Origin of the sequence: Flavobacterium sp. AED (genome assembly GCF_000812945.1) — a bacterium.
Taxonomy (GTDB): Bacteria; Bacteroidota; Bacteroidia; order Flavobacteriales; family Flavobacteriaceae; genus Flavobacterium.
In genome coordinates this window covers 261,667-283,688 of record NZ_JSYM01000001.1, presented here as the reverse complement: position 1 = coordinate 283,688, position 22,022 = coordinate 261,667, and the positions used below count along the sequence as shown (strand labels likewise).

Below are 22,022 nucleotides of genomic sequence, written 5' to 3'. Positions count from 1 at the left end.
ACAAATCTAATGCCAATTAATTCTTGAGTTTGTCTTTAAATATTTTTTTCAATTTTTCGACTTTTGGCGTAATTACATAACTACAATAGCCTTGCAATTTATTTTGATTGTAATAATTCTGATGATAATCCTCTGCTTCATAAAATAGTGTAGCTGGTGAAACTAAGGTAACAATTGGTTCACCAAACGTATTTTCTCTCGTCATTAAAGCAATGTATGCTTCGGCTAGATCTTTCTGATTTTCATTATTATAGAATATCTCGCTGCGGTATTGAGTACCAATATCATTTCCTTGACGGTTCAAAGTAGTTGGATCATGCGTTGCAAAAAATATTTCCAACAATTCCCCAAAACTTATTTTATTGGAATCAAAAGTAATTTGAATAGCCTCTGCGTGACCTGTATCGCCATTACAAATGTCCTTATAGGTTGGATTAATTGTATCTCCGCCTATATATCCCGAAACCACTGTATTCACTCCATTCAATTCTAAAAAAACCGCTTCGGTACACCAAAAACAACCGCCTGCAAAAGTGGCAACTTCCAATCCTTGTTCCATTTTCATTTATTAGTTTATTCGTTTACAAAAAAATTTGAGTTTAGTTTATTATAACCAATAATTTAAAACCAAATTTAATCTAATAATCGGAAGTGATTATTCCTTATTAACTAAAGTTTATAATTTGCGAAGGGAAATAATCATTAAAATCTTTGTTTCTTTGTGAAAATAGTTTCAAAATGATACAAGTCAAAAATCTACATAAATATTACGATCAACTACATGTGTTGAAAGGAGTTGATTTACATATTCAAAAAGGGGAGATTGTCTCTATCGTAGGTGCTTCGGGTGCTGGTAAAACTACACTTTTGCAAATCCTTGGAACTTTAGACAAACCAACGGCCGAAAACGGGATCGAATTGCGCATTAATGATGAAGATATTTTGACCATGAACGACAAAAATTTGTCCAAATTCAGAAATTTAAATTTAGGTTTTATATTCCAATTTCATCAATTATTACCTGAATTTACAGCCTTGGAAAATGTTTGCATTCCCGCTTTTATTGCTAATAAATCCAAAGTGGAAACAGAAATAGAAGCCGAAAAACTCCTAACTTACCTCGGCCTTTCACATCGCATGAACCACAAACCCAATGAACTTTCCGGTGGAGAACAGCAACGCGTGGCAGTCGCAAGAGCCTTAATCAACAAACCCGCAATCATTTTTGCAGATGAACCTTCGGGAAATCTCGATACCGCTTCAGCCGAAAACCTACACCAATTATTTTTCAAATTACGGGACGAATTGGGACAAACTTTTGTGATTGTAACCCATAATGAAGAATTAGCTAATATGGCCGATAGAAAATTAGTAATGGTAGATGGATTGATTAGTAATTAAAAAAATGAATCATTCCGAATTAAAATCATTCCTAGACGAAAAAGTCATACAATACAATACACTCGAATTCATAGAAAGTGATCCAGTCCAAATTCCGCATTTATTTTCACAAAAAGAAGATATGGAAATTGCTGGTTTCCTAAGTGCTACAATTGCTTGGGGAAATCGCAAAATGATTATCAAAAATTCCCATAAAATGATGGATTTAATGGGGAATGCACCTTATGATTTTGTTATGTCTCATTCCGAAAATGATTTGGAACGACTAGAAACTTTTGTCCATAGAACTTTTAACGGACAGGATTTTACCAGTTTTATAAGAAGCTTAAAAAACATTTATCAAAACCATAATGGCTTAGAATCCGTATATGCTAAAAACCAAGAATTAGCAACTATGCAAAAAAGCATCTCGGAATTCAAAAAGACATTCTTCGAAATTCCACATCAGTATAGAACCCAAAAACACATTTCGGATCCATTGAATAATTCGGCAGCAAAACGAATCAATATGTTTCTCCGATGGATGGTGCGTCAAGACAATAAAGGAGTTGATTTAGGAATATGGAAAAGTATTTCCCCTGCTTCTTTATCCTGTCCTTTGGATGTGCATTCCGGTAATGTAGCCCGAAAATTAGGATTGCTTACAAGGAAACAAAATGATGGAAAAGCACTAGCAGAACTAGATAAAAAACTTCGGGAATTTGATGTAAATGATCCAGTAAAATATGACTTCGCATTATTTGGATTGGGCGTTTTCGAGGGATTTTAATTTTTACTTCAAAGTTTACCTAATCAAAATAGATTACTTCAGTTTTCTTGAAACATTAGAAATTGATTGAAATACTATTTTATTTTTTACAATCCTCTCTTTTATAAACAATTTAAGCCATATATAGTAATTTTTATTTTTAAATATTGTACTATTTGTCTTATATTTAATTGTTTTTACGCACTTTATCCGTTTTATATGCACTTTATCGAATATTTTGAAAAAAAATTAGATTACATTTGGTTAATAAAATTACTAATAAATTAGAGTTAAAAAAACACAAAATTTAGAATTAAAAAAGTGACAACTACATAAAAATTCAAAATTCGAACAAATCGAATCTAATTTACAAGAAAGCAAAGAATAAAATTATTGAAGCTATTAACAAATGATTTATGATATTTTAAATCTGAATTATTAACCTAATTCAAACTACCAAACAAATGAATAAAATTAAAAAAATTGTTCTAGCCGAAGATAATTCAGTTCTCTCATTACTACTAAAGTTTAGATTAGAAAAAGAAGGTTATAAACTTCTTATCGCTATTGACGGAAAGCAAGCAATCGAATTAATAGAAGAGCACAGTCCAGAATTAATTTTAACCGATATTATGATGCCTTTTGTCAGCGGATTAGAAGTAATCAGTCATGTAAGAAACAAATTGAATGCGCAAACTCCAATTGTAGTTTTTTCATCAGCTGGACAGGAAGAAATCGTGCTTAAAGCATTTGACTTGGGAGCAACTGATTTTATGAGTAAGCCTTTTAGTCCACATGAATTAGTAATCAGGGTAAAACGATTGCTCATTTAATATTTCGAATGAATAACTTAAAGCATCTAGTTATGAACAGGAATCTTTACCTTTTAGAATTTTTAAAACATTCTTCACCAATAATCCAATTGGCATGGAGCTTTAGCTGCATTTTTTTAATAATTATTGCGATGCTGATAATGTATCTGATACATTTAAGGAACAATTTAAGGGAGAATGAAAAGATTAAGGCTAAATATCAAGAGGAATACGAATCTTATCTTGTTACCTATTTATATTCCGGAAATGAAGATGGAAGCTTTAGTTCTGACCAACAATTAATTATCAACGAATTAAAAAAATATGTAGCTGATCCTTTTAAAAGAAAAATTATTATTTCAACATTATTAAAATTAAGAAATGAGATTTCTGGCGAAATAGCGGAATCTATTGATAAACTCTTTATTAAATTGGGGCTTTTACGTTACTCATTAGCCAAACTAAGAAATGAAAAATGGGATATTATCGCTATCGGAATTAGAGAGCTTACACAATTTAAAATAAAGGGAGTTCATAAAATAATAATGAATAACATCAACCATCCTAAAAAAGAAGTTCGCAAAGAAATGCAATTATACCTGGTCCATTTATATGCTTTCAAGGGCCTTGAATTTTTGAATATTTTAGAAACGTCTCTATCTGAATGGGATCAGATCCAATTATTGGAAATCCTTCAACTTAACAATGACCCACAAATTGCAGACATTAGGCCATGGCTGAAATCTTCAAATGATTCTGTAGTTATTTTTACTTTAAAACTCGCTAAAGTCTACAATCAATTTGAAGCAAAAGATGAGCTTATTAAACTGTTAAATCATAAAAGTGAAGACGTAAGAGTTAATGCAATTTCTGCATTAAGCCATTTGAATATCTTTGAAGCAAAAAACATTTTGAAAAACAATTTTAATGAGCGCAGTCATGAAGAACAAATCGCTTTTCTAAAAATGATGGGAAATGTGTATGAGAATAGTGATAAGCCTTTTTTACTGGAACATATACATCACAAAAATTTTGAAATTAAGTTGTTGGTAATGGAGATATTGAAGCATATTAATTTTGAAGAATATACTTTATATGAGATTGAATTAAAAAAAATGCTAACAGCCTAAAACCAATTGACTATGGATGCAAGTACTTTACAAATTATAATGTCAATCATTCCTTATTTATTTTTTATTTTTTCTGCAATTGCAATTGCATCTTATATCATATTAGCAGTAATTTCAGCTATCGAAACAATTGAGTATGTAAAGAAAAATAGCTTTGTTAATTACAAGGAAATATTATCTTCGACTTTTTCTCCTTCAATTTCAATTATAGCACCTGCATACAATGAAAGTTTAAATATTGTTGAAAATGTACGTTCCTTATTATCGAGTCATTATGTAAATTATGATGTTATCATTGTAAATGATGGAAGTAAAGATGATAGTTTAAGCAAACTTATTGAAGCCTATGACTTAGTTCAAATAAGCCATCATATCAATGAACAGATTAAAACAAAACCACTAAGAAAAGGCATTTATAAATCTATAAATCCTGCATTTGACAAATTAACGGTAATTGACAAAGAAAACGGAGGAAAAGCTGATGCTTTAAATATGGGACTGAATATAAGCAAAAACAAATATGTTGCTTGTATAGATGTGGATTGTTTGTTATTAGAAGATGCTCTTCAAAAAATGATTAAACCATTTCTAGAAACAACCGATGCCAAAGTAATTGCAGCAGGTGGAGTAATAAGAATAGCCAATTCATGCACTGTTAAGGATGGTAAATTACTCGATATAAACTTTCCTAAAACATGGCTGGAACAAGGTCAAATTTTAGAATATTTGAGAGCCTTTTTATTAGGAAGAATGGCATGGAGCAGACTAAATGGTTTGTTAGTAATTTCGGGTGCCTTTGGTTTATTTGATAAAAAAATAGCCATTAAAGTGGGCGGTTACGATACAAATACCGTAGGGGAAGATATGGAAATTATTGTGCGAATGAGAAGGTATATGGAAGAGGGGAAACAAAAATACAAAGTAGCTTATATTCCTGATCCACTATGCTGGACAGAAGCGCCAGACAGCTATAAAATATTTATTTCCCAAAGAAACAGATGGACTCGTGGAACAATCGAAACACTTAGAAAACACCGTAAAATAGGGTTTAATCCAAAATATAAATCCTTGGGACTTATCAGCTATCCGTATTGGTTTTTTTTCGAAAGAATGGCTCCAATTATAGAAGTAGCCGGTATAATTTATTTTGGAATTCTTATTGCACTAAATCATGTGAGATGGGATTATTCATTAGTCTTTATTATTTTTGCTTATTTATTTTCAGTTTTGTTTTCAATAGTTGCCATAATTACAGAAGAACTTACTTATCATCAATATAAAAAGAAAGGAACAGGTTTCAACCTATTAAAGATTGCTTTTTTAGAACCTTTTGTAAACCATCCGGTTATTTTGTATGCCGCAATTAGTGGAAATATAGATTACTATTTTAACAAAAAAAAGAAATGGGGAGCTATGACACGAAAAGGAATGACCAAAGCCTAATACTATAAAACATCCAAATGAAAGAGAAATTTTCTTACTATAACAGTTTAGAATATATTTACGCCACAATTTCACTGATAATTATTTTTTGCCTGTTAAGCTTAATCGAATTATTCAAAAAATTTGATTTACAGTTATTTACCTATAAATTATTAAATGATTTTTTTACGGGATTACTAATCGGATTATTGTTTTTTCCCCTGTATTTAGTATTAAAATACATTAAAAACCCTTTAGGAATAATTGTTATTAAAGTACTATTCTCTATTATTGCAATCATTCAACTTGGATTGATAGGATACAGCCTTACTACCCATATCAATCTTGGAGCCGATCTTTTAGGCTATTCTTTAGATGACATGTACACAACTGTAACTGCCTCTTTATCGCTGTCCTTTCTGATGCTTTTACCGTTCATAATATTACCAATTGTTTATTTGGGATTGATTTGGCTATTCAATTCATTTGGGCATAAAATCAATACCAAAATTTTACTTTTGGCTATCTTCTTTTTTGGAAGTCTAACTTTTGTAATTGCCAGTACAAAGAAAACTGCTTCTCAAAACAAATTAAATTTCTTATTGAGCGACATCATAAGAGCTGAAAATGATAAAGCTTTGGCTTCTGAAGGCAGTCTCACTTTCAAAAAAGAATTTCCTCTGGAAAAAACATCAGAAAGCACAAAAGATGTATTGGGTCCATTTTTCAATATTCAAAAAGAAAAACCAAATGTTGTTTTTATTATTATGGAAGGACTGGGAAGTGATTTTACCGATGATGGTGAATACAAAGGGTTTACTCCTTACTTGGACGCGTTGACGTCAAAATCACTTTATTGGGAGAATTTCGTAAGTAATGCAGGACGAACATTTGGCGCACTACCTTCTTTAATTGGTTCGTTACCATTTGGAGAAAATGGATTTATGGAATTGAATCCGTTACCTAAACATAATTCTTTAATCAGTATTTTAAAATCAAACGGGTATACCACTACTTATTATTCTGGCGATGAATCAACATTTGATAGAAAAAGTAATTTTTTAGAATATAATGGCATCGATAAAATCATAGACATCAATAAATTTGGTCCTGGATATGTTAAGACTAAGGAAAACGCTGGTGGTTTTTCTTGGGGTTATCCTGATGCCGAAATATACCGAAAAACATTAACAGAGTTAAAAGATAAAAAAGAACCTCGATTGGATATCATAATGACTCTTACCAATCACGAACCATTCGACTTTCCTTCTAAAAAAGTGTACCTAGAAAAGGTAGAACGTATTCTAAAAACAAAGTCATATTTAGAACAAAATAAAATGAGTGAATACAAAGACATTTTTGCCTGTCTCTTATACACTGATAATTCTCTTCAAAGTTTTATGGAAGCTTATTCTAAAAGACCCGATTATGCAAATACTATTTTTGTAATTACAGGAGATCATAGGTTAATTCCTGTTCCACAAAAAGATAATTTATCTCGTTTTCATGTTCCTCTTTACATTTACAGCCCCATGCTGAAGAAGACAGCAAAATTTAAATCCATTTCTTCACATACTGATGTAACGCCAAGTCTAGTTTCCTTTTTAATGAATAATTATAAATTCAAAAAAATTCAAAAAACTACCTGGATAGGCCAAGGTTTGGACACCGTTAGAGAATTTAGAAATATTCACACTATTCCTTTAATGAGATACAAAGGGAGTATTAATGATTATATTTATAAGGACTATTTTTATTCAGATGGAAGCCTCTCTAAAATTGATGAAAATTTCAATCTTAGCGAAGCAAACAACGACATGATGGATACCATAACCGCTTCCTTTAATGATTTTAAAAAATTAAATGTATACTTAACTACAAAAAATAAAATCACTAATATTGCTGCCAGCTTTACAAAACCTTCTTATGTGTTTACACCTGAGCAACTTTCGATAATCAAAAAATTAACAAAAGGATTGGATCGTGATCAGATTTTTTTTCTCGCCAGAGATTTAGCATTCAAAAAAGAGCGTGAAAAAGCAAGATTATTATGTAATTATGTTTTGAATGACCTACCTAATTATGGCGACGTAAGAACTTTGAAAGGCCGAACATTAGCTTGGGATGGCGATTATAAAAATGCAGAAATAGAATTACTGGATGCTATAAACAGAACGCCTTTTTATGGTGATTCATACTCCGCATTAATGGATGTATATTGGTGGTCTGGCCAAAATAAAAAAGCTGTTGCAATTGGTAAAAAAGCATTAAGCAATCAAATAGATGAGCCTGAATTGGCTTATAAATTGGCACAAGCTTACAATAGAATGAGTAATCTTAAAGATGCAAATAAAACCATTGACAGCCTTTTAAAGATATATCCTAACAATAACAACTATTTAACTTTTAAAAAATCCTTAAAAAAATGACTTCAAAAATAGCCATAACACTTATTTGCATTTGGACATTTTTAGGCCCGTTACAAGTGTCAGGACAAGAGAAAAGATACAATGGAGATCCAGACACTTCCTTTGAGACAGCACGTAATTTAGCTTTTAATAAACAGCGTAAACAAGCACAGGATACTTTGCTTTCTATTCTAACTAAATATCCAGATTATCACGAAATTCGTTCTTTTTTGGCAACAACCTATTCTTGGGATGGAGAATATAAAAAAGCCCGAAAAGAATTTACTTATATTTTAGAGAAAGATTCAAAAGATAAAAATACCTGGATAGCCGCAATTAAAAATGAATCGTGGGCAGATATGCCATTTGCAGCTTTAGAAATGACTACAGAAGCTTTGAAAAAATTTCCTGATGATGCTGAAATTTTGTATTTAAAAGCTAGTGCATTAGAAAGCACAAACAACCCAATAGAAGCATTACATACAGTTCAATTGATTTTGGATAAAAATCCAGAAGACCAAAAAGCAAAGGATTATAAAGTAAGTTTAAATAAAATACTTAGTCAAAATTCTATTGGAATTAATTCAACTGTTGATTTATATTCGGATGTATTTGATCCAATGCAGTATCACACTTTAAAATATGGCCGCCAAACAAAATATGGAAGTATAATAGCGAAAGTAAATTTCAATAGAAGATTCAAAGAAAATGGGTTACAGTATGAAGTCGATTTATACCCAAAAATTTCAAAAGGATTTTATGCCTATGTTAATGTTGGTCTGTCCAATTCTTTTCTCTTTCCAGATGTTAGATTTGGTGCAGAATTATACAAATCTTTACCTAAAAGTTTTGAAGTTTCCTTAGGGTTCCGAACTTTAAAATACAGTACAACCACTACAATATATACTGGCTCTATAGGTTGGTATTATGGAAACAGCTATTGGTCATTTCGTCCTTATATAACACCTGGCGGCGCTGGAACTAGTAGTTCTGGAACCCTTACATACCGAAAATACCGAAGTGATGCAGATAATTATTTAGGTCTTGCTTTAGGAATTGGGTTTTCACCTGAAACAAATCAATTTAATTTTAGTGGAAACGAAGCTTCAATCCTAAATTTAAAGTCCCAAAAATTTAATGTTGGATATTATTTCACGACGTCAAACAAACAAAACGCTTGGGGAACGCAATTTGCAATAACGCACCAAGAAATAATATTTGACCCAGGAAACTACTTTTGGATCTATTCCCTTAATTTATCGTGGGAAATAAGATTCAAATAGAGGGTACATTATTGAAGTTTAGCATCAAAACTTAACATTCCTCTCAAAAAGACTATCTTTGCACAAAATTTAAGCAAATGAGTACTTTCGAACAATTCAATCTCCCTAAATCTGTACAAAAAGCAATAGATGATTTAGGATTTACTTCTCCAACTCCCATCCAGGAAAAAACTTTTTCTGTGATAATGTCTGGAAGAGATATGATGGGAATTGCACAAACCGGTACTGGTAAAACATTTGCCTATCTATTACCTTTATTAAAATTATATAAATTTACTCCGGGACATACCCCTAAAATAGTAATTCTGGTTCCTACGCGTGAACTTGTAGTGCAAGTAGTGGAAGAAGTAGAAAAACTGACAAAATACATGTCAGTTCGTACCGTTGGTATTTTTGGAGGGGTCAACATCAATACTCAAAAAACAACCGTTTATCAAGGCTGCGACATACTAGTGGGAACTCCTGGAAGAATCATGGACTTAACGCTAGATAATGTGATTCGTTTTGAAGAAATGCAAAAACTTGTCATAGATGAGTTTGACGAAATGCTTAATTTAGGTTTCCGCACCCAATTGACAGCTATTTTGGCCATGATGCCTAAAAAACGTCAAAACATACTTTTTTCGGCAACTATGACGGATGAAGTAGATGCTATTTTGAATGACTATTTTGATTATCCAGAAGAAGTTACGCTTTCGGCATCAGGGACACCATTGGAAAACATCAAACAAATCACCTATCAAGTTCCTAACTTTAATACTAAAATAAACCTTCTAAAACACTTATTGCAAAACAACGAAGACATGAGTCGTGTTTTGGTTTTTGTCAATAACAAGAAGATTTCAGATATGGTTCACGAACGTATCGAAGAAGATTTTGAAGGACAGTTTGGAGTAATTCACTCTAATAAATCACAAAATTATCGTTTGAGCACGATGGCTTCGTTTCAAGAAGGAAATTTACGTGGTTTGATTACTACTGATATTATGGCAAGAGGTTTGGATATTTCCAATATTACCCATGTTATCAACTTTGAAATGCCCGAAATGCCTGAATTGTATATGCACAGAATTGGTCGAACCGGTCGTGCCGATGCAACAGGAACAGCAATAAGTCTTATAGCACCTCGTGAAGAAGAATCTAAAGTCGAGATTGAAGTGCTAATGAACATGGAATTAGCCATCGAAGCTTTCCCAGAAACAGTTGAAGTTTCATCAAAATTAATCGAACCTGAAAAAGACAGACAACCGATTAAGTTTATGATGAAAAAACAGAAGCTTGACGGAGATGGCGCTTTTCAAGAGAAAAGTAAAAAGAATAAGAAAGTCAATTTGGGTGGACCAGGTGTAACTAAGAAAAAAACGCATGGTTCTGTGAATAGAAATATGCTAAAAACCAGAGATAAAAAGAGAAAAGACAAGAACAAATAGTATTCAGTTTCTAAATCCTGATATTTTTTCTGAACATCGAGGACAAAAGATAAAAACAAAAATAAATAGTAAAAAAGGGTTGAAAAATGATTTCCATTTTTCAACCCTTTTTTTATAAATTTTATTGAATTTTCAAGTTTAATTCTTTGTAAAAACTAAACAAACCGGAGAACATAAAGCGATTCTTTTTCCTGTATCAGTAAGCACTCCCGTAGTTACATTTCTTTTAAAAATCACAACATCATTTGTATATTGATGCGCAACCAAAAGAAATTTTCCAGTTGGATCAATTACGAAATTCCTAGGTCCTTTTCCTAAAGTACTTGTTTGTCCTTTTGACAGTAATTTTCCGTTTTTTAGAATTTTAAAGATTGAAATAGTATTTGCTTCTCCTCTATTTGTAGCATATAAAAATTTACCGTCAGGCGAAATGTGAATATCCGCAGACCCAAAAGTTCCTTTAAAATCTTTTGCTAAAATGGTAGTCTCTTCTATTTTTTTCAACAATCCGTTTGAATAACTGAAAACAGTTAACGTTCCGTCCAATTCTTGCAATAAGTAAACAAATTTTCCGTCATTACTAAACGTTAAATGTCTTGGCCCACTTCCTGATTTTACTGAAATACTATCTTTTATTTTCAAAATTTCATTGGCAGCATTAGGATTGTATTGATATGAATACACTTTATCAGTCCCTAAATCATTAGATAAAACAAACTTTTTATCTGGAGAAAAATGAACCATGTGAACGTGAGGACCTTCTTGTCTTTGTGCATTAATTCCTTTCCCAAAATGTTGTACTACCTGCTTTGCTTCAGAAATACTTCCATCGCTCTTTTTACTAAAAACTGAAATATTACCCCCAGAATAATTAGCCACAATGACATTTTTATCATCATTAATAATATAACAAGGATCAGCTCCTTTGGAACTTTGTTTATTGATTAAGCTTAATTTTCCACTTGAAGCATTATAACCAAAAGAACTTACTGTACTTTCAGCTCCATTTTCATTTACTGAATAAACATAATTATTATTCTTTGAAACCGTCAAATAACTTGGATTTACAACATTTTCAGTGGCGCTTTTAAGATTAAAACCTCCAGTATTTGTATCAAAATCATAGGTGTAAATTCCTTTACTTTCACAGCTGTTGGTATAGGTTCCAATTAGCAAATTGAATTTGTTTTTTTGTGCTTGCACGCTTGTTAAAATGAAAATTAAAAGAAGAACAACATACGAATTTTTCATGTTTTTAAATTTTATTGAAAAGCTAAAATACATAAATATTTTAGAATCAATGCCAATTGTTTGTTCCTTTGAAAAATTATAACAACATCTCCCAAAACTGTCAACAAATTTGTATTTTTGATTCATAAAATTCAATGAACTCCATTGAAAATAAAATCCAGTGAAGTAAACTTGAAATAAAAATGCATTTTAAACATCCCGAAATTCTATACTTTCTATTCTTATTGATTGTACCAATTTTGGTTCATTTATTTCAATTACGTCGTTTCAAAAAAGAATATTTTACTAATGTTCGTTTTTTAAAGGCACTTTCAATACAAACCAGAAAAAGCTCTAAAATCAAAAAATGGTTGCTTCTAACCTGCCGTTTATTATTGCTCACTTGCATTATTGTAGCATTTGCACAGCCTTTTTTTGATTCAAAAGACAGCAAAAACGCTACTAATGAATTGTATATTATTTTGGATAATTCCTTTAGTATGCAAGCCAAAGGAAAAAAAGGTGAATTGCTAAAAAGAGCCGTTCAGGAACTACTGGAAGAAACACCTGAAAATGTAAATTTTTCTTTGCTAACCAATTCTGATAATTATTGGAATACTGATATAAAGTCGGTTCGAAGTTCTTTACAAAACCTAAAATACAGTGCTGCGCCTTTTCAGCTTACTTCTATAATGGCAAAAATAAAAGCACATAAATCCGCTTTTAAAAAAGATATTGTTATCATTACGGATGCTGTAGGACTTGATGAAAAACAATTAAAAAATAGTGACAAAGAAAACTCCCCTCAATTCATAATTCCAAAAGCGGAACAAAAAAATAACGTTTCCATTGACAGTGTTTTTATCAATAAAACACAAGATAATTTTTATGAAATTAGTGTCCAACTATCCAGTTATGGTGAAGAATTCAATCCAATTCCTATTTCTTTATACAATGACAACAAACTTATTGCGAAGACAATAGTAACTTTAGACTCAAAGAAAAAAAACATCAATTTTACAATTCCAAAACAAGCTTTTCATGGTTATGTTTCTATTATTGATAATGGTTTGAGTTATGACAACACTTTGTTTTTTAGCATTTCAAAAACGAAGAAAACGAATGTAATCAGCATTGGTGAACCAGAAAAAAGCAACTTTCTTTCCCGAATTTATACCAATGAAGAATTCAATTTCAATAATTACACTCTAGGGTCACTGGATTATAACAAACTGGAAGAGCAAAATGCGATTGTTTTAAATGAACTGGATGAAATTCCCCAAGCGCTTCAAACCACTTTAAAATCTTTTGTGGAAAAAGGCGGGAATTTAATTATGATTCCTTCAGTAGTAGCTTCGGTTGCTAATTTGAATTCATTTTTGATGAACTTTGGAAATCTAAAATTCAACTCATTAGAAAACAAAGAAAAACTGATTGCTAAAATCAATTTTAATCATCCCATATTCAATACTGTTTTCGAAAATAAAGTCACTAATTTTCAATATCCAAAAACAAAAAGTTCTTTTGCTTTATCAAGTTCAAGTCCTGCCGCTTTATCCTATGAAGACCAAAGTATCTTCCTGACTTCATTAACAAATTCAGTTGCTGCAGTTTCAGTTTTCTCAGCACCAATTAATACGCTAAATTCAAATTTCCAACAATCACCATTGATTGTACCAGTTTTTTATAAAATGGCGATGAATAATCAAAACAATGGCATAAGTGCTTTCATAATAGGAAATAAAAATCCACATCTGACAGACGCTTCTTTAAATAAAGACGATATTTTAACTGTTAAAGGCTCAGACGAACAATTTATTCCTATCCAACAAATTCTGAATAATAAAGTGAAAATGATTTTCAATGATTATCCGGAACAAGCTGGGAATTATAGTATTTACAATAAAAAAACATGGTTAGAAAACATCAGTTTTAATTACAATAGAACCGAAAGTAATTTGGCTGCAGCCAATGAAAATATCATTTCTAATTATAAAACAACGGAATCCATAACATCATTTTTTGACACTTTACAAACTGACAGAACTGATAATCAAATTTGGAAATGGTTTGTTATCTTTGCACTGTTATTTCTACTAACTGAAATGGCAATTATACGGTTCGTGAAGTAAAGCCGAATTTCAAATAATTAAACAATCATTATGAATATAATCATCAGAGAAGCAAAAATTATCGATTCGAAAAGTCCTTTTCATAACAAGACTGTAGATATTTTAATTGTTGATGGTTTTATAAAAAAAATTGGTAAATCGCTTCCCAATTTAGAAAAAGCAGATGAAGTAAAACTCGATAATTTGCATGCCTCACAAGGCTGGTTTGACAGTAGTGTTTCGCTTGGAGAACCTGGTTTTGAAGATAGAGAAACCATTGCAAACGGACTTGATGTAGCCGCCAAAAGCGGTTTTACTGCAATTGCATTACAACCCAATTCCTTCCCTATTATTGACAATCAATCCCAAGTAAATTTTGTGGTAAACAAAGCATATGGATTTGCTACACAACTTTTCCCGATTGGCGCTTTGACAAAACAAAGCGAAGGAAAAGACATGGCGGAATTGTATGATATGAAAAAAGCGGGGGCAATTGCTTTTGGTGATTATACTAAAAGTTTGAACAATGCTAATTTGCTGAAAATAGCATTGCAATACGTTCAGGATTTCGATGGATTAGTCATTGCATTTGCTCAAGACGAAAACATAAAAGGAAACGGAGTAGCTAATGAAGGTATAGTTTCTACGCGATTAGGTTTGAAAGGAATTCCAAATCTTGCCGAAGAATTACAAATCGCAAGAAATCTGTTTCTATTAGAATACACTGGAGGAAAATTACACATTCCAACGATTTCGACTAAAAAATCAGTACAATTAATCAAAGACGCTAAAGCCAATGGATTAAATGTAACGTGTAGTGTTGCAGTGCATAATTTGGTTTTAACAGATGAAAAACTAGAAGAATTCGATACAAGATATAAAGTTTCTCCACCACTCAGAACAGAAACCGATAGAAAAGCGTTGTTGAAAGGAATAAAAGACGGAACTATTGATATGATTACTTCCGACCATAATCCAATTGATATTGAACATAAAAAAATGGAGTTTGACACCGCCAAAAATGGAACAATCGGTTTAGAAAGTGCGTTTGGTGCTTTGATGACAGTACTACCATTAGAAACTGTAATAGAGAAATTAACATCGGGAAAATCAACTTTTGGTATCGATATACAAACCATTAATGAAGGCTCAAAAGCTAACATTACCCTATTCAACCCGGAACCAAAAAGCATTTTTACAAAATCATCCATTTTATCAAAATCGAAAAACTCCGCTTTTCTGGGAACAGAAATTAAGGGAAAAGTTCACGGGATTGTGAATCAAGGAAAATTAATTTTAGCCTAAATAAAAAAATCTCGCAAAGACACAAAGTGAGAAAAAATAAAAAACATGAATAACATTATCGAAGCAGGAAAAACTGCTGCAATTACAAGTTATATCTTAGGAATTGGTGTATTTATAGCGATGTCAATGAATTCCGAAGACAAAAATACTTTTGCTTCATTCCACATCCGCCAGGGATTAGGACTCACTTTAACCTTTATATCATTAGGATTAATTGTCAATAATTTTGACAGCTTAATGATTTCTGCCCCTATGTGGATTTTTGTATTTGTTTTATGGTCCTATGGTATTACCAGTGCTATAAAAGGCGAAACAAAACCGGTTCCCTTACTAGGGACTTATTTCCAAAAATGGCTTAAAAACATATCATAATCAAATGAATTTATCTTTAGAATATAAAATACGAGAACCAAAAATAAAATTAGACAAAAACCCGCTTTTACTTTTATTACATGGTTACGGCAGCAACGAGGAAGACTTATTTTCATTTGCAACTGAACTTCCTGAAGAATATTACATAATTTCAGCAAGAGCTCCGTATAACATGCAATATGGAGCTTATGCATGGTACGCCATCAATTTTGATGCTGACCAAAATAAATTTTCAGATCATGAACAGGCAAAAGTTTCTAGAGATTTAATCGCTCAATTTATTGACGAATTAATTCAAACCTATCCAATAGATGCTAAAAATGTGACTTTGGTTGGCTTCAGCCAAGGCTCCATTTTAAGTTATGCAATCGCATTGTCGCATCCTGATAAAGTGCAAAGGGTAGTTGCATTGAGCGGTTATGTAAGCGAACCTATTTTGGAAGAAAATTATCTAAGAAATGATTTTACAAAACTTAAAATATTCCATTCACACGGAACTGTAGACCAAGTAATCCCTGTGGAATGGGCCCGAAAAACAAAACCATTTTTAGAAAAATTAGGCATCCATTCTACCTACAAAGAGTATCCTGTAGGTCATGGAGTAGCCCCACAAAATTTTTATGACTTCAAGAATTGGTTAGAAAATAACTAATCTTATTTTCCTGTATATTTAATTTCATTTGCTTTTTTTAAAACATATCCTTTCCAAGGAATCAATTGCCAATCATCCTTAACCCATGGTTGGCCTTCGTTTTTACGGACTAAAATGATTGGCTTTTTCTCTGTATCTAAAAACAATTCAGCTTTGTTTCCATTATTGGTTTCAAAAACTACAAACGCAGCTGTAGTTGCAGCCTTGTCTACTTGTTCGTAATGATCTAATCGTATCCCGATTTCAAAAATTCGAACACATTCATTTCTTAATACTGACCAAGTATATCCAGCAGATGCTTTACAGCCATGCTCCTCGACGTCATCACCAACTATTGGTGTTATTACTGTTTTAGTAGATTCCGTATTGGAATTCATTTGCCTTGCACAAGAAAAAGCTAGAATAATGCTTAAAAATAATAATAGCTTTTTCATAATTATTTCTGATATAAAAGCGATTGATTCACTTCAAAAGAAATACTATCATCTGGGTTGACAAAGTATTTCAATAATACTTCTCCCCAATTTTCACCATCACTAAAATCAGCTATAATCCAACGATGATTTAGAATTTTAACTTTATTGATAATAAATTTATTAGCACCTATTTTATCCTGACCTACGTAAGGATTTCCATTAGGATTTGAATTATAGTCCAATAATTTTTCTGTAACAACAGGAATCAATTTTTCATATTGAATTATCTTTCCTGAATTTGAAGATTCAAAATAATTTTGGGCATTTTCATTTTTTTCTAAAGAAAAATAATTGGCATCCACTAATTTATCTTTAAGTGAATTCAAGCTGTCTTTCAACTTTGTAGTCACTTTTTTATATCTATCCTGTTCAAAAGTTACTTCCTTACTCAAGAACATATAAGTATAAATATTCATAAGTATAGCAAGAATAAGAGCGTAAAGAAATAATGATTTTTTCATTTTTAAGATTAATTAAATTGTGATTTGTAGATTATCATAAGCAAGGAAAACATTTTTTGGAAGTCTTTTTTGTACTTCTTCATGAAAACCAAGAATGTGACTGATATGAGTAATATAGGCTTTTTCGGGTTGAACCAAAGTTATAAAATCTAATGCTTCCTGTAAATTGAAATGCGCAATATGAGATTCTTCGCGCAAAGCGTTTATTACCAATACTTTTAGATTTTTTAGTTTTTCTATTTCGCTTTCTTCAATTGTTTTCACATCAGTCAAATAGGCAAAATCATCTATTCTATACCCAAAAACCTGAAGACCTGCATGCATCACATCTATAGGAATCGCAGTTTTGTTGCCAATGGAAAAAGGTTGGTTATTGATCACTTCAATTGTACTTACAGATGGCGCACCTGGATATCTATTTACAGTCTCAAAAACATAATCGAAACGTCTTTTTAGATTATCAATTACCCTTTGATGGGCATAAATTGGAATCTCACCTTGTTTAAAATTGAAGGGACGAATATCATCCAAACCAGCAGTATGATCTGAATGTTCATGCGTAAATAGGATTCCGTCTACTTTTTGGCAATTTGAAGAAAGCATTTGCTGTCTAAAATCAGGTCCGCAATCGATTACGTATGAATGATTCTCCCATGAAACCCAAACTGAAACCCGAAGCCTTTTATCCTTAAAATCAGTGCTTTTACATACTGGATGATTACTCCCAATGATTGGAATTCCTTGTGATGTACCAGTGCCTAAAAAATATACCTTCAACTCTATTATTTTTTTTTACAAAAATAGGGTTAATTATCTTTCATTAGAAACCTATTTAACTAACTTTGTAACATATTAGCCATATTTAAAATAAAATGGGTACTGAAATAAAACTAAAAGGTGACAAAGTCATCGAGCAAATTCCTTCCATAAAAGACAAAGCACTCCGTATTAATTTAAATGAAAATATTTACGGAACCTTCGCAGAAATTGGTGCTGGACAAGAAACTGTAAGACATTTTTTTAGATCGGGAGGTTCTTCTGGTACTATAGCAAAAGCGATGTCAGCCTATGACAAAGATTTTAGTGATGCTGTTTACGGTATAGAAGGTGATGGACGTTATGTAACGGAAAGTCGACTTAAAAAAATGCTAACTTTTGAAGGGCAATTAATCGAAGAACGGTTAAGCAGAGAAAAACATCCTAATAAAATGTTTTTTAGTTATGCTAATACTGTAGCTACGATAGACTTTGCCAAACAATTTAAAGGTCACGGCTGGGTAGGTATTCGATATCAAATTGAACCAGACGAAGCTTACAACGAAATAATCCTTCACATTCGTTTCAAAGAAACCGATGCGAGATTACAACAAGAGACCCTTGGTATTCTTGGCGTAAACTTAATCTATGGTGCTTATTATAAATACAATGATCCTAAACGCTTATTGCGCTATTTATATGACCATTTAGATAAAGATCAGCTGGAAATAGATACTATTAATTTTTCCGGTCCCCGTTTTGCTGATGTAGACAATCGTTTGATGAGTTTACAATTAGTGAAAAATGGAATGACTGATGCGGTTATGTTTGATCCTGAAGGCAAAAACATACTTCCTGCTGCTATTCTTTACAAAAAAAATATACTCGCTTTAAGAGGAAGTTTTCGTCCTGTTACTAAAGTTAACATGGACATGTATGAGAAATCATTAAAAATGTTCCTTGAAGAAAATAAAGTTGAAAAAGAAAACACACTTGTAATCTTTGAAATTACTTTGTCCAACTTACGTTCGGATGGTGAAATTGACGAAAGAGATTTCATGGACAGAGCTGAATTACTTTGTTCACTGGGACAAACGGTAATGATTTCTAATTTTCAAGAATACTATAAAGTAGTTGAATATTTTGCCAATTATACTAAAGCCAGAATGGGATTAGCCATGGGTGTAAATAACTTGGTTGATATATTTGATGAGAAATACTACCGTCATTTAAGTGGTGGAATTCTGGAAGCTTTCGGAAAATTATTTTATCGCGATATGAAAGTATTCTTGTATCCAATGATAGGGGAAAACGGCGAAGTTATTACATCAGATACTTTAAAAGTACATCCACGAATGAAAGAATTATATAAATTCTTTAAATTTAATGGTAAAGTGGTTGACATTAATGACTATGATCCTGAAAATCTTGAAGTTTTCTCTCGTGAAGTTCTAAAAATGATCAGTCATGGAAAAGCAGGATGGGAAAGCATGCTTCCTTCTGGTATTGCAGAAATTATTAAAGAGCACCATCTTTTTGGGTATGACCCAAGTAAAGTTTTGAATGAAAGTAACAACTAATATTCAGATCACAGATTTCAAATTGAAATCTTAATAAATAAAAAAGCCAAGGAAGTATTTCATTACTTTCTTGGCTTTTTTTCTGAAATATTAAAACTTATTTTAATATCTGGGCAGCATGTGCTTTGGTTTTAACATCAGAGATTACGTCATCGATAATACCATTTTCATCAATTACAAAAGTTGTTCTATGAATTCCGTCATATTCTTTTCCCATGAATTTTTTAGGTCCCCAAACTCCAAACGCCTGAATTACAGATTTATCTTCATCAGCCAATAATGGAAAAGGGAAATCATATTTCTCCTTGAACTTTGCTTGAGCTTTTTGTGGATCAGCGCTTACGCCAAGTAGTTCATAATTATTCACTTTGAAACGTTCAAAATTATCTCTTAAATCACAGGCTTCAGCGGTGCATCCTGGTGTATTCGCTTTTGGATAAAAGAAAACAACTAATTTTTTCCCTTTATAATCAGCTAATTGATGCGATTTCCCATCTTGATCAAGAGCAGAAAAATCAGGTGCTTTATCTCCTTTTTTTAATGTTGTCATTATTTATATTTTTTATTTGTTTGAATTGAAATTGAATTTTGTTATTGAGATTGAAATTGTTTTTCTTTACAAATCAAATTTAATGAATAATGAATAAACAAGAACGTGTAACGTTTGTTATAAATACGTTAAAAGAATTATATCCAACGATTCCTATTCCGTTAGACCATAAAGATCCTTACACTTTACTGATTGCGGTTTTACTTTCGGCGCAATGTACTGATGTTCGTGTGAATCAAATTACGCCTTTGCTTTTTGCAAAAGCTGACAATCCATATGATATGATTAAAATGTCAGTGGAAGAAATTAGGGAAATCATACGACCTTGTGGCTTATCGCCAATGAAATCAAAGGGAATTCATGGCTTATCCCATATTTTAATTGACAAACACGGTGGGAAAGTACCCCAAAGTTTTGAATTTTTAGAAGAATTACCGGCTGTGGGACACAAAACGGCAAGTGTAGTAATGTCTCAGGCTTTTGGTGTTCCAGCTTTTCCTGTAGACACCCATATTCACCGATTGATGTATCGATGGAATTTGACCAATGGAAAAAATGTGGTTCAAACGGAAAAAGATGCTAAACGGATTTTCCCGGAGGAATTATGGAATGATCTGCATTTAGAAATCATTTGGTATGGTCGGGAATATTCACCAGCGCGTGGCTGGGATTTAGATAAAGATATTATAACCAAAACGATTGGAAGAAAATCAGTTTTAGATGATTATTATAAAAAACATCCCATTTCTAAATAAAAAATTGCACTAATTTTAAATAAAATTAGTGCAATTTTTTATTTCAAGTACTAAAATTGTAGCTTAAATTTTTTCAATACAATAACATCAATACCTAAATTGACTGTTTTTAATTCGCTATAATTTCGAAATTTTTATCTTCTATTTTTATTATGCTTAACGCTTTTGAATAATTCAATAAAAAAGAAACGATTTCTTTCTCGGGCTTCATCTTCTTAGAAACTAATGATTTTTTAGAGTAAATTTTTGCCATATTGTAATAAATTTGTTTTTATATTACAACGGAACAAGTTTCAATTTATTGTTAATTAGTCAAAACAATTTGATGTTTATCAATAACTTTCCTCATATTCATTAATGCATAACGCATTCTACCCAAAGCAGTATTTATACTTACACCTGTTACCTCAGAAATTTCTTTAAAACTCATATCCTGATACATTCGCATGACCAAGACTTCTTTTTGGTCAATTGGAAGTTCTTCAATAAGTTTCTTCAAATCCATTTCGACTTGCTCCGCGATTAGCTTATTTTCTATTGTAAGAGAATCATCAGACATTATTGAAAAAATAGAAAATTCCTCTGTTTCTCTAAACATGGGCATTTTTTTTGTTTTTCGATAATGATCTACAATAAGATTATGAGAAATTCTCATTACCCATGGTAAGAACTTTCCTTCTTCATTATAAGAATTTGATTTTAAGGTTCTTATTACCTTAATAAAGGTATCTTGAAAAATATCATTCGAAATATCTCTATCGGAGATTTTTGAATATATAAAACCATAAATTTTAGATTCGTGTCTTTTGATTAATGAAGCTAAGGCATCTTCATTACCTGCAACATAATCCTGCACCAATAATGCGTCTGGAAGTTGTGTATTAGCCATAGTTATACTTTTTAGTTTTTAATTAAAATGGAGATTTTTCTCTAAAAAGTAGTTTTGTAGTATAGGCTAATGCTTAATTAGGGTTAATATATTCTTCAAATTTAGCAAATAATTATTTTAACAAGCAAATTAAATTAAGAAAAATTAACATCTCAAGAATAAAAATGTTAAAATATATACGCAGTTTTTACGTTGAAGGGGTAAAAGCAATGGTATTATCAGATAAAAGCTTGTTCCAATTAAAAAAATGT

Annotated in this window: 22 protein-coding genes; 14 read left to right on the top strand and 8 right to left on the bottom strand. The window is 31.6% G+C overall.

Features of this window, described 5'->3' with window-relative positions; translation table 11 throughout:
- Positions 1-16: 16 nt before the first annotated feature.
- A complete protein-coding gene (gene msrA / locus OA85_RS01260) occupies positions 17-565 on the bottom strand; it encodes a peptide-methionine (S)-S-oxide reductase MsrA (RefSeq protein ID WP_039107584.1) in 549 nt (182 codons plus the stop codon).
- A gap of 173 nt (positions 566-738) precedes the next feature.
- On the opposite strand from msrA, the gene OA85_RS01255 reads away from it, so the two are divergent.
- From OA85_RS01255 to OA85_RS01220, 8 genes are all read left to right on the top strand, one after another.
- Positions 739-1,401 (top strand): ABC transporter ATP-binding protein, encoded by a 663-nt coding sequence (locus tag OA85_RS01255; protein ID WP_039107582.1) that lies wholly within the window; start codon positions 739-741, stop codon positions 1,399-1,401.
- Positions 1,402-1,405: 4 nt separating this feature from the next.
- Positions 1,406-2,170 (top strand): TIGR02757 family protein, encoded by a 765-nt coding sequence (locus tag OA85_RS01250; protein ID WP_039107580.1) that lies wholly within the window; start codon positions 1,406-1,408, stop codon positions 2,168-2,170.
- Positions 2,171-2,613: 443 nt separating this feature from the next.
- Positions 2,614-2,982 (top strand): response regulator transcription factor, encoded by a 369-nt coding sequence (locus OA85_RS01245; RefSeq protein ID WP_039107578.1) that lies wholly within the window; start codon positions 2,614-2,616, stop codon positions 2,980-2,982.
- Between the two features lie 32 nt (positions 2,983-3,014).
- On the top strand, positions 3,015-4,091 hold the full coding sequence (locus tag OA85_RS01240) for a HEAT repeat domain-containing protein (RefSeq protein ID WP_039107576.1): 1,077 nt from the start codon (positions 3,015-3,017) through the stop codon (positions 4,089-4,091).
- Positions 4,092-4,103: 12 nt separating this feature from the next.
- Entirely contained in the window at positions 4,104-5,534 is a 1,431-nt protein-coding gene (locus OA85_RS01235; protein ID WP_039107574.1) for a glycosyltransferase, read from the top strand.
- A gap of 17 nt (positions 5,535-5,551) precedes the next feature.
- Entirely contained in the window at positions 5,552-7,942 is a 2,391-nt protein-coding gene (locus tag OA85_RS01230; protein ID WP_039107572.1) for an LTA synthase family protein, read from the top strand.
- Entirely contained in the window at positions 7,939-9,204 is a 1,266-nt protein-coding gene (locus tag OA85_RS01225) for a YaiO family outer membrane beta-barrel protein (RefSeq protein ID WP_039107571.1), read from the top strand. Before OA85_RS01230 ends, OA85_RS01225 begins: the two co-directional genes overlap by 4 nt.
- Positions 9,205-9,281: 77 nt before the next feature.
- A complete protein-coding gene (locus OA85_RS01220) occupies positions 9,282-10,634 on the top strand; it encodes a DEAD/DEAH box helicase (protein ID WP_039107569.1) in 1,353 nt (450 codons plus the stop codon).
- Positions 10,635-10,772: 138 nt separating this feature from the next.
- Here the strand turns inward: OA85_RS01220 and OA85_RS01215 are convergent, their stop codons facing one another.
- A complete protein-coding gene (locus tag OA85_RS01215; RefSeq protein WP_039109265.1) occupies positions 10,773-11,885 on the bottom strand; it encodes a lactonase family protein in 1,113 nt (370 codons plus the stop codon).
- Between the two features lie 182 nt (positions 11,886-12,067).
- On the opposite strand from OA85_RS01215, the gene OA85_RS01210 reads away from it, so the two are divergent.
- Genes OA85_RS01210 through OA85_RS01195 form a run of 4 tightly spaced genes read left to right on the top strand, consistent with a single transcriptional unit; the run spans position 12,068 to position 16,304 of the window.
- Entirely contained in the window at positions 12,068-13,996 is a 1,929-nt protein-coding gene (locus OA85_RS01210; protein ID WP_039107567.1) for a BatA and WFA domain-containing protein, read from the top strand.
- Positions 13,997-14,026: 30 nt separating this feature from the next.
- The gene (locus OA85_RS01205) at positions 14,027-15,280 is read left to right on the top strand and encodes a dihydroorotase family protein (RefSeq protein WP_039107565.1); all 1,254 of its coding nucleotides are present in this window, start codon (positions 14,027-14,029) and stop codon (positions 15,278-15,280) included.
- Positions 15,281-15,325: 45 nt separating this feature from the next.
- The gene (locus OA85_RS01200) at positions 15,326-15,652 is read left to right on the top strand and encodes a hypothetical protein (protein WP_039107563.1); all 327 of its coding nucleotides are present in this window, start codon (positions 15,326-15,328) and stop codon (positions 15,650-15,652) included.
- Between the two features lie 4 nt (positions 15,653-15,656).
- Complete coding sequence (locus OA85_RS01195; protein ID WP_039107561.1) at positions 15,657-16,304, top strand: alpha/beta hydrolase; 648 nt, start codon at positions 15,657-15,659, stop codon at positions 16,302-16,304.
- Positions 16,305-16,306: 2 nt separating this feature from the next.
- Here OA85_RS01195 and OA85_RS01190 read toward each other — a convergent pair whose 3' ends face one another.
- From OA85_RS01190 to OA85_RS01180, 3 genes are read right to left on the bottom strand one after another with little or no spacing between them, the layout of a single operon-like run.
- Entirely contained in the window at positions 16,307-16,738 is a 432-nt protein-coding gene (locus OA85_RS01190) for a hypothetical protein (protein ID WP_039107559.1), read from the bottom strand.
- A gap of 2 nt (positions 16,739-16,740) precedes the next feature.
- Positions 16,741-17,241 carry a hypothetical protein gene (locus tag OA85_RS01185; protein WP_039107557.1) on the bottom strand — a complete coding sequence of 167 codons (501 nt, stop codon included), beginning with the start codon at positions 17,239-17,241 and terminating at the stop codon, positions 16,741-16,743.
- A 12-nt stretch (positions 17,242-17,253) separates the two neighbouring features.
- Entirely contained in the window at positions 17,254-18,018 is a 765-nt protein-coding gene (locus OA85_RS01180) for an MBL fold metallo-hydrolase (RefSeq protein WP_039107555.1), read from the bottom strand.
- A 95-nt stretch (positions 18,019-18,113) separates the two neighbouring features.
- Between OA85_RS01180 and OA85_RS01175 the strand changes: the two genes are divergently transcribed.
- Entirely contained in the window at positions 18,114-19,577 is a 1,464-nt protein-coding gene (locus OA85_RS01175) for a TonB-dependent receptor (RefSeq protein WP_039107553.1), read from the top strand.
- A 97-nt stretch (positions 19,578-19,674) separates the two neighbouring features.
- Here the strand turns inward: OA85_RS01175 and bcp are convergent, their stop codons facing one another.
- Positions 19,675-20,127, bottom strand: coding sequence for a thioredoxin-dependent thiol peroxidase (gene bcp / locus OA85_RS01170; protein WP_039107550.1), 453 nt, complete (start codon positions 20,125-20,127; stop codon positions 19,675-19,677).
- An 89-nt stretch (positions 20,128-20,216) separates the two neighbouring features.
- Here bcp and nth point away from each other — a divergent pair, with 89 nt between their 5' ends.
- Positions 20,217-20,882 carry an endonuclease III gene (nth, locus tag OA85_RS01165; RefSeq protein ID WP_039107549.1) on the top strand — a complete coding sequence of 222 codons (666 nt, stop codon included), beginning with the start codon at positions 20,217-20,219 and terminating at the stop codon, positions 20,880-20,882.
- A 109-nt stretch (positions 20,883-20,991) separates the two neighbouring features.
- Here the strand turns inward: nth and OA85_RS17465 are convergent, their stop codons facing one another.
- Both OA85_RS17465 and OA85_RS01160 read right to left on the bottom strand, forming a co-directional pair.
- Positions 20,992-21,135 carry a hypothetical protein gene (locus tag OA85_RS17465; RefSeq protein WP_197056043.1) on the bottom strand — a complete coding sequence of 48 codons (144 nt, stop codon included), beginning with the start codon at positions 21,133-21,135 and terminating at the stop codon, positions 20,992-20,994.
- Positions 21,136-21,186: 51 nt separating this feature from the next.
- Positions 21,187-21,771, bottom strand: coding sequence for an RNA polymerase sigma factor (locus OA85_RS01160; protein ID WP_039107547.1), 585 nt, complete (start codon positions 21,769-21,771; stop codon positions 21,187-21,189).
- Between the last annotated feature and the right edge of the window lie 251 nt (positions 21,772-22,022).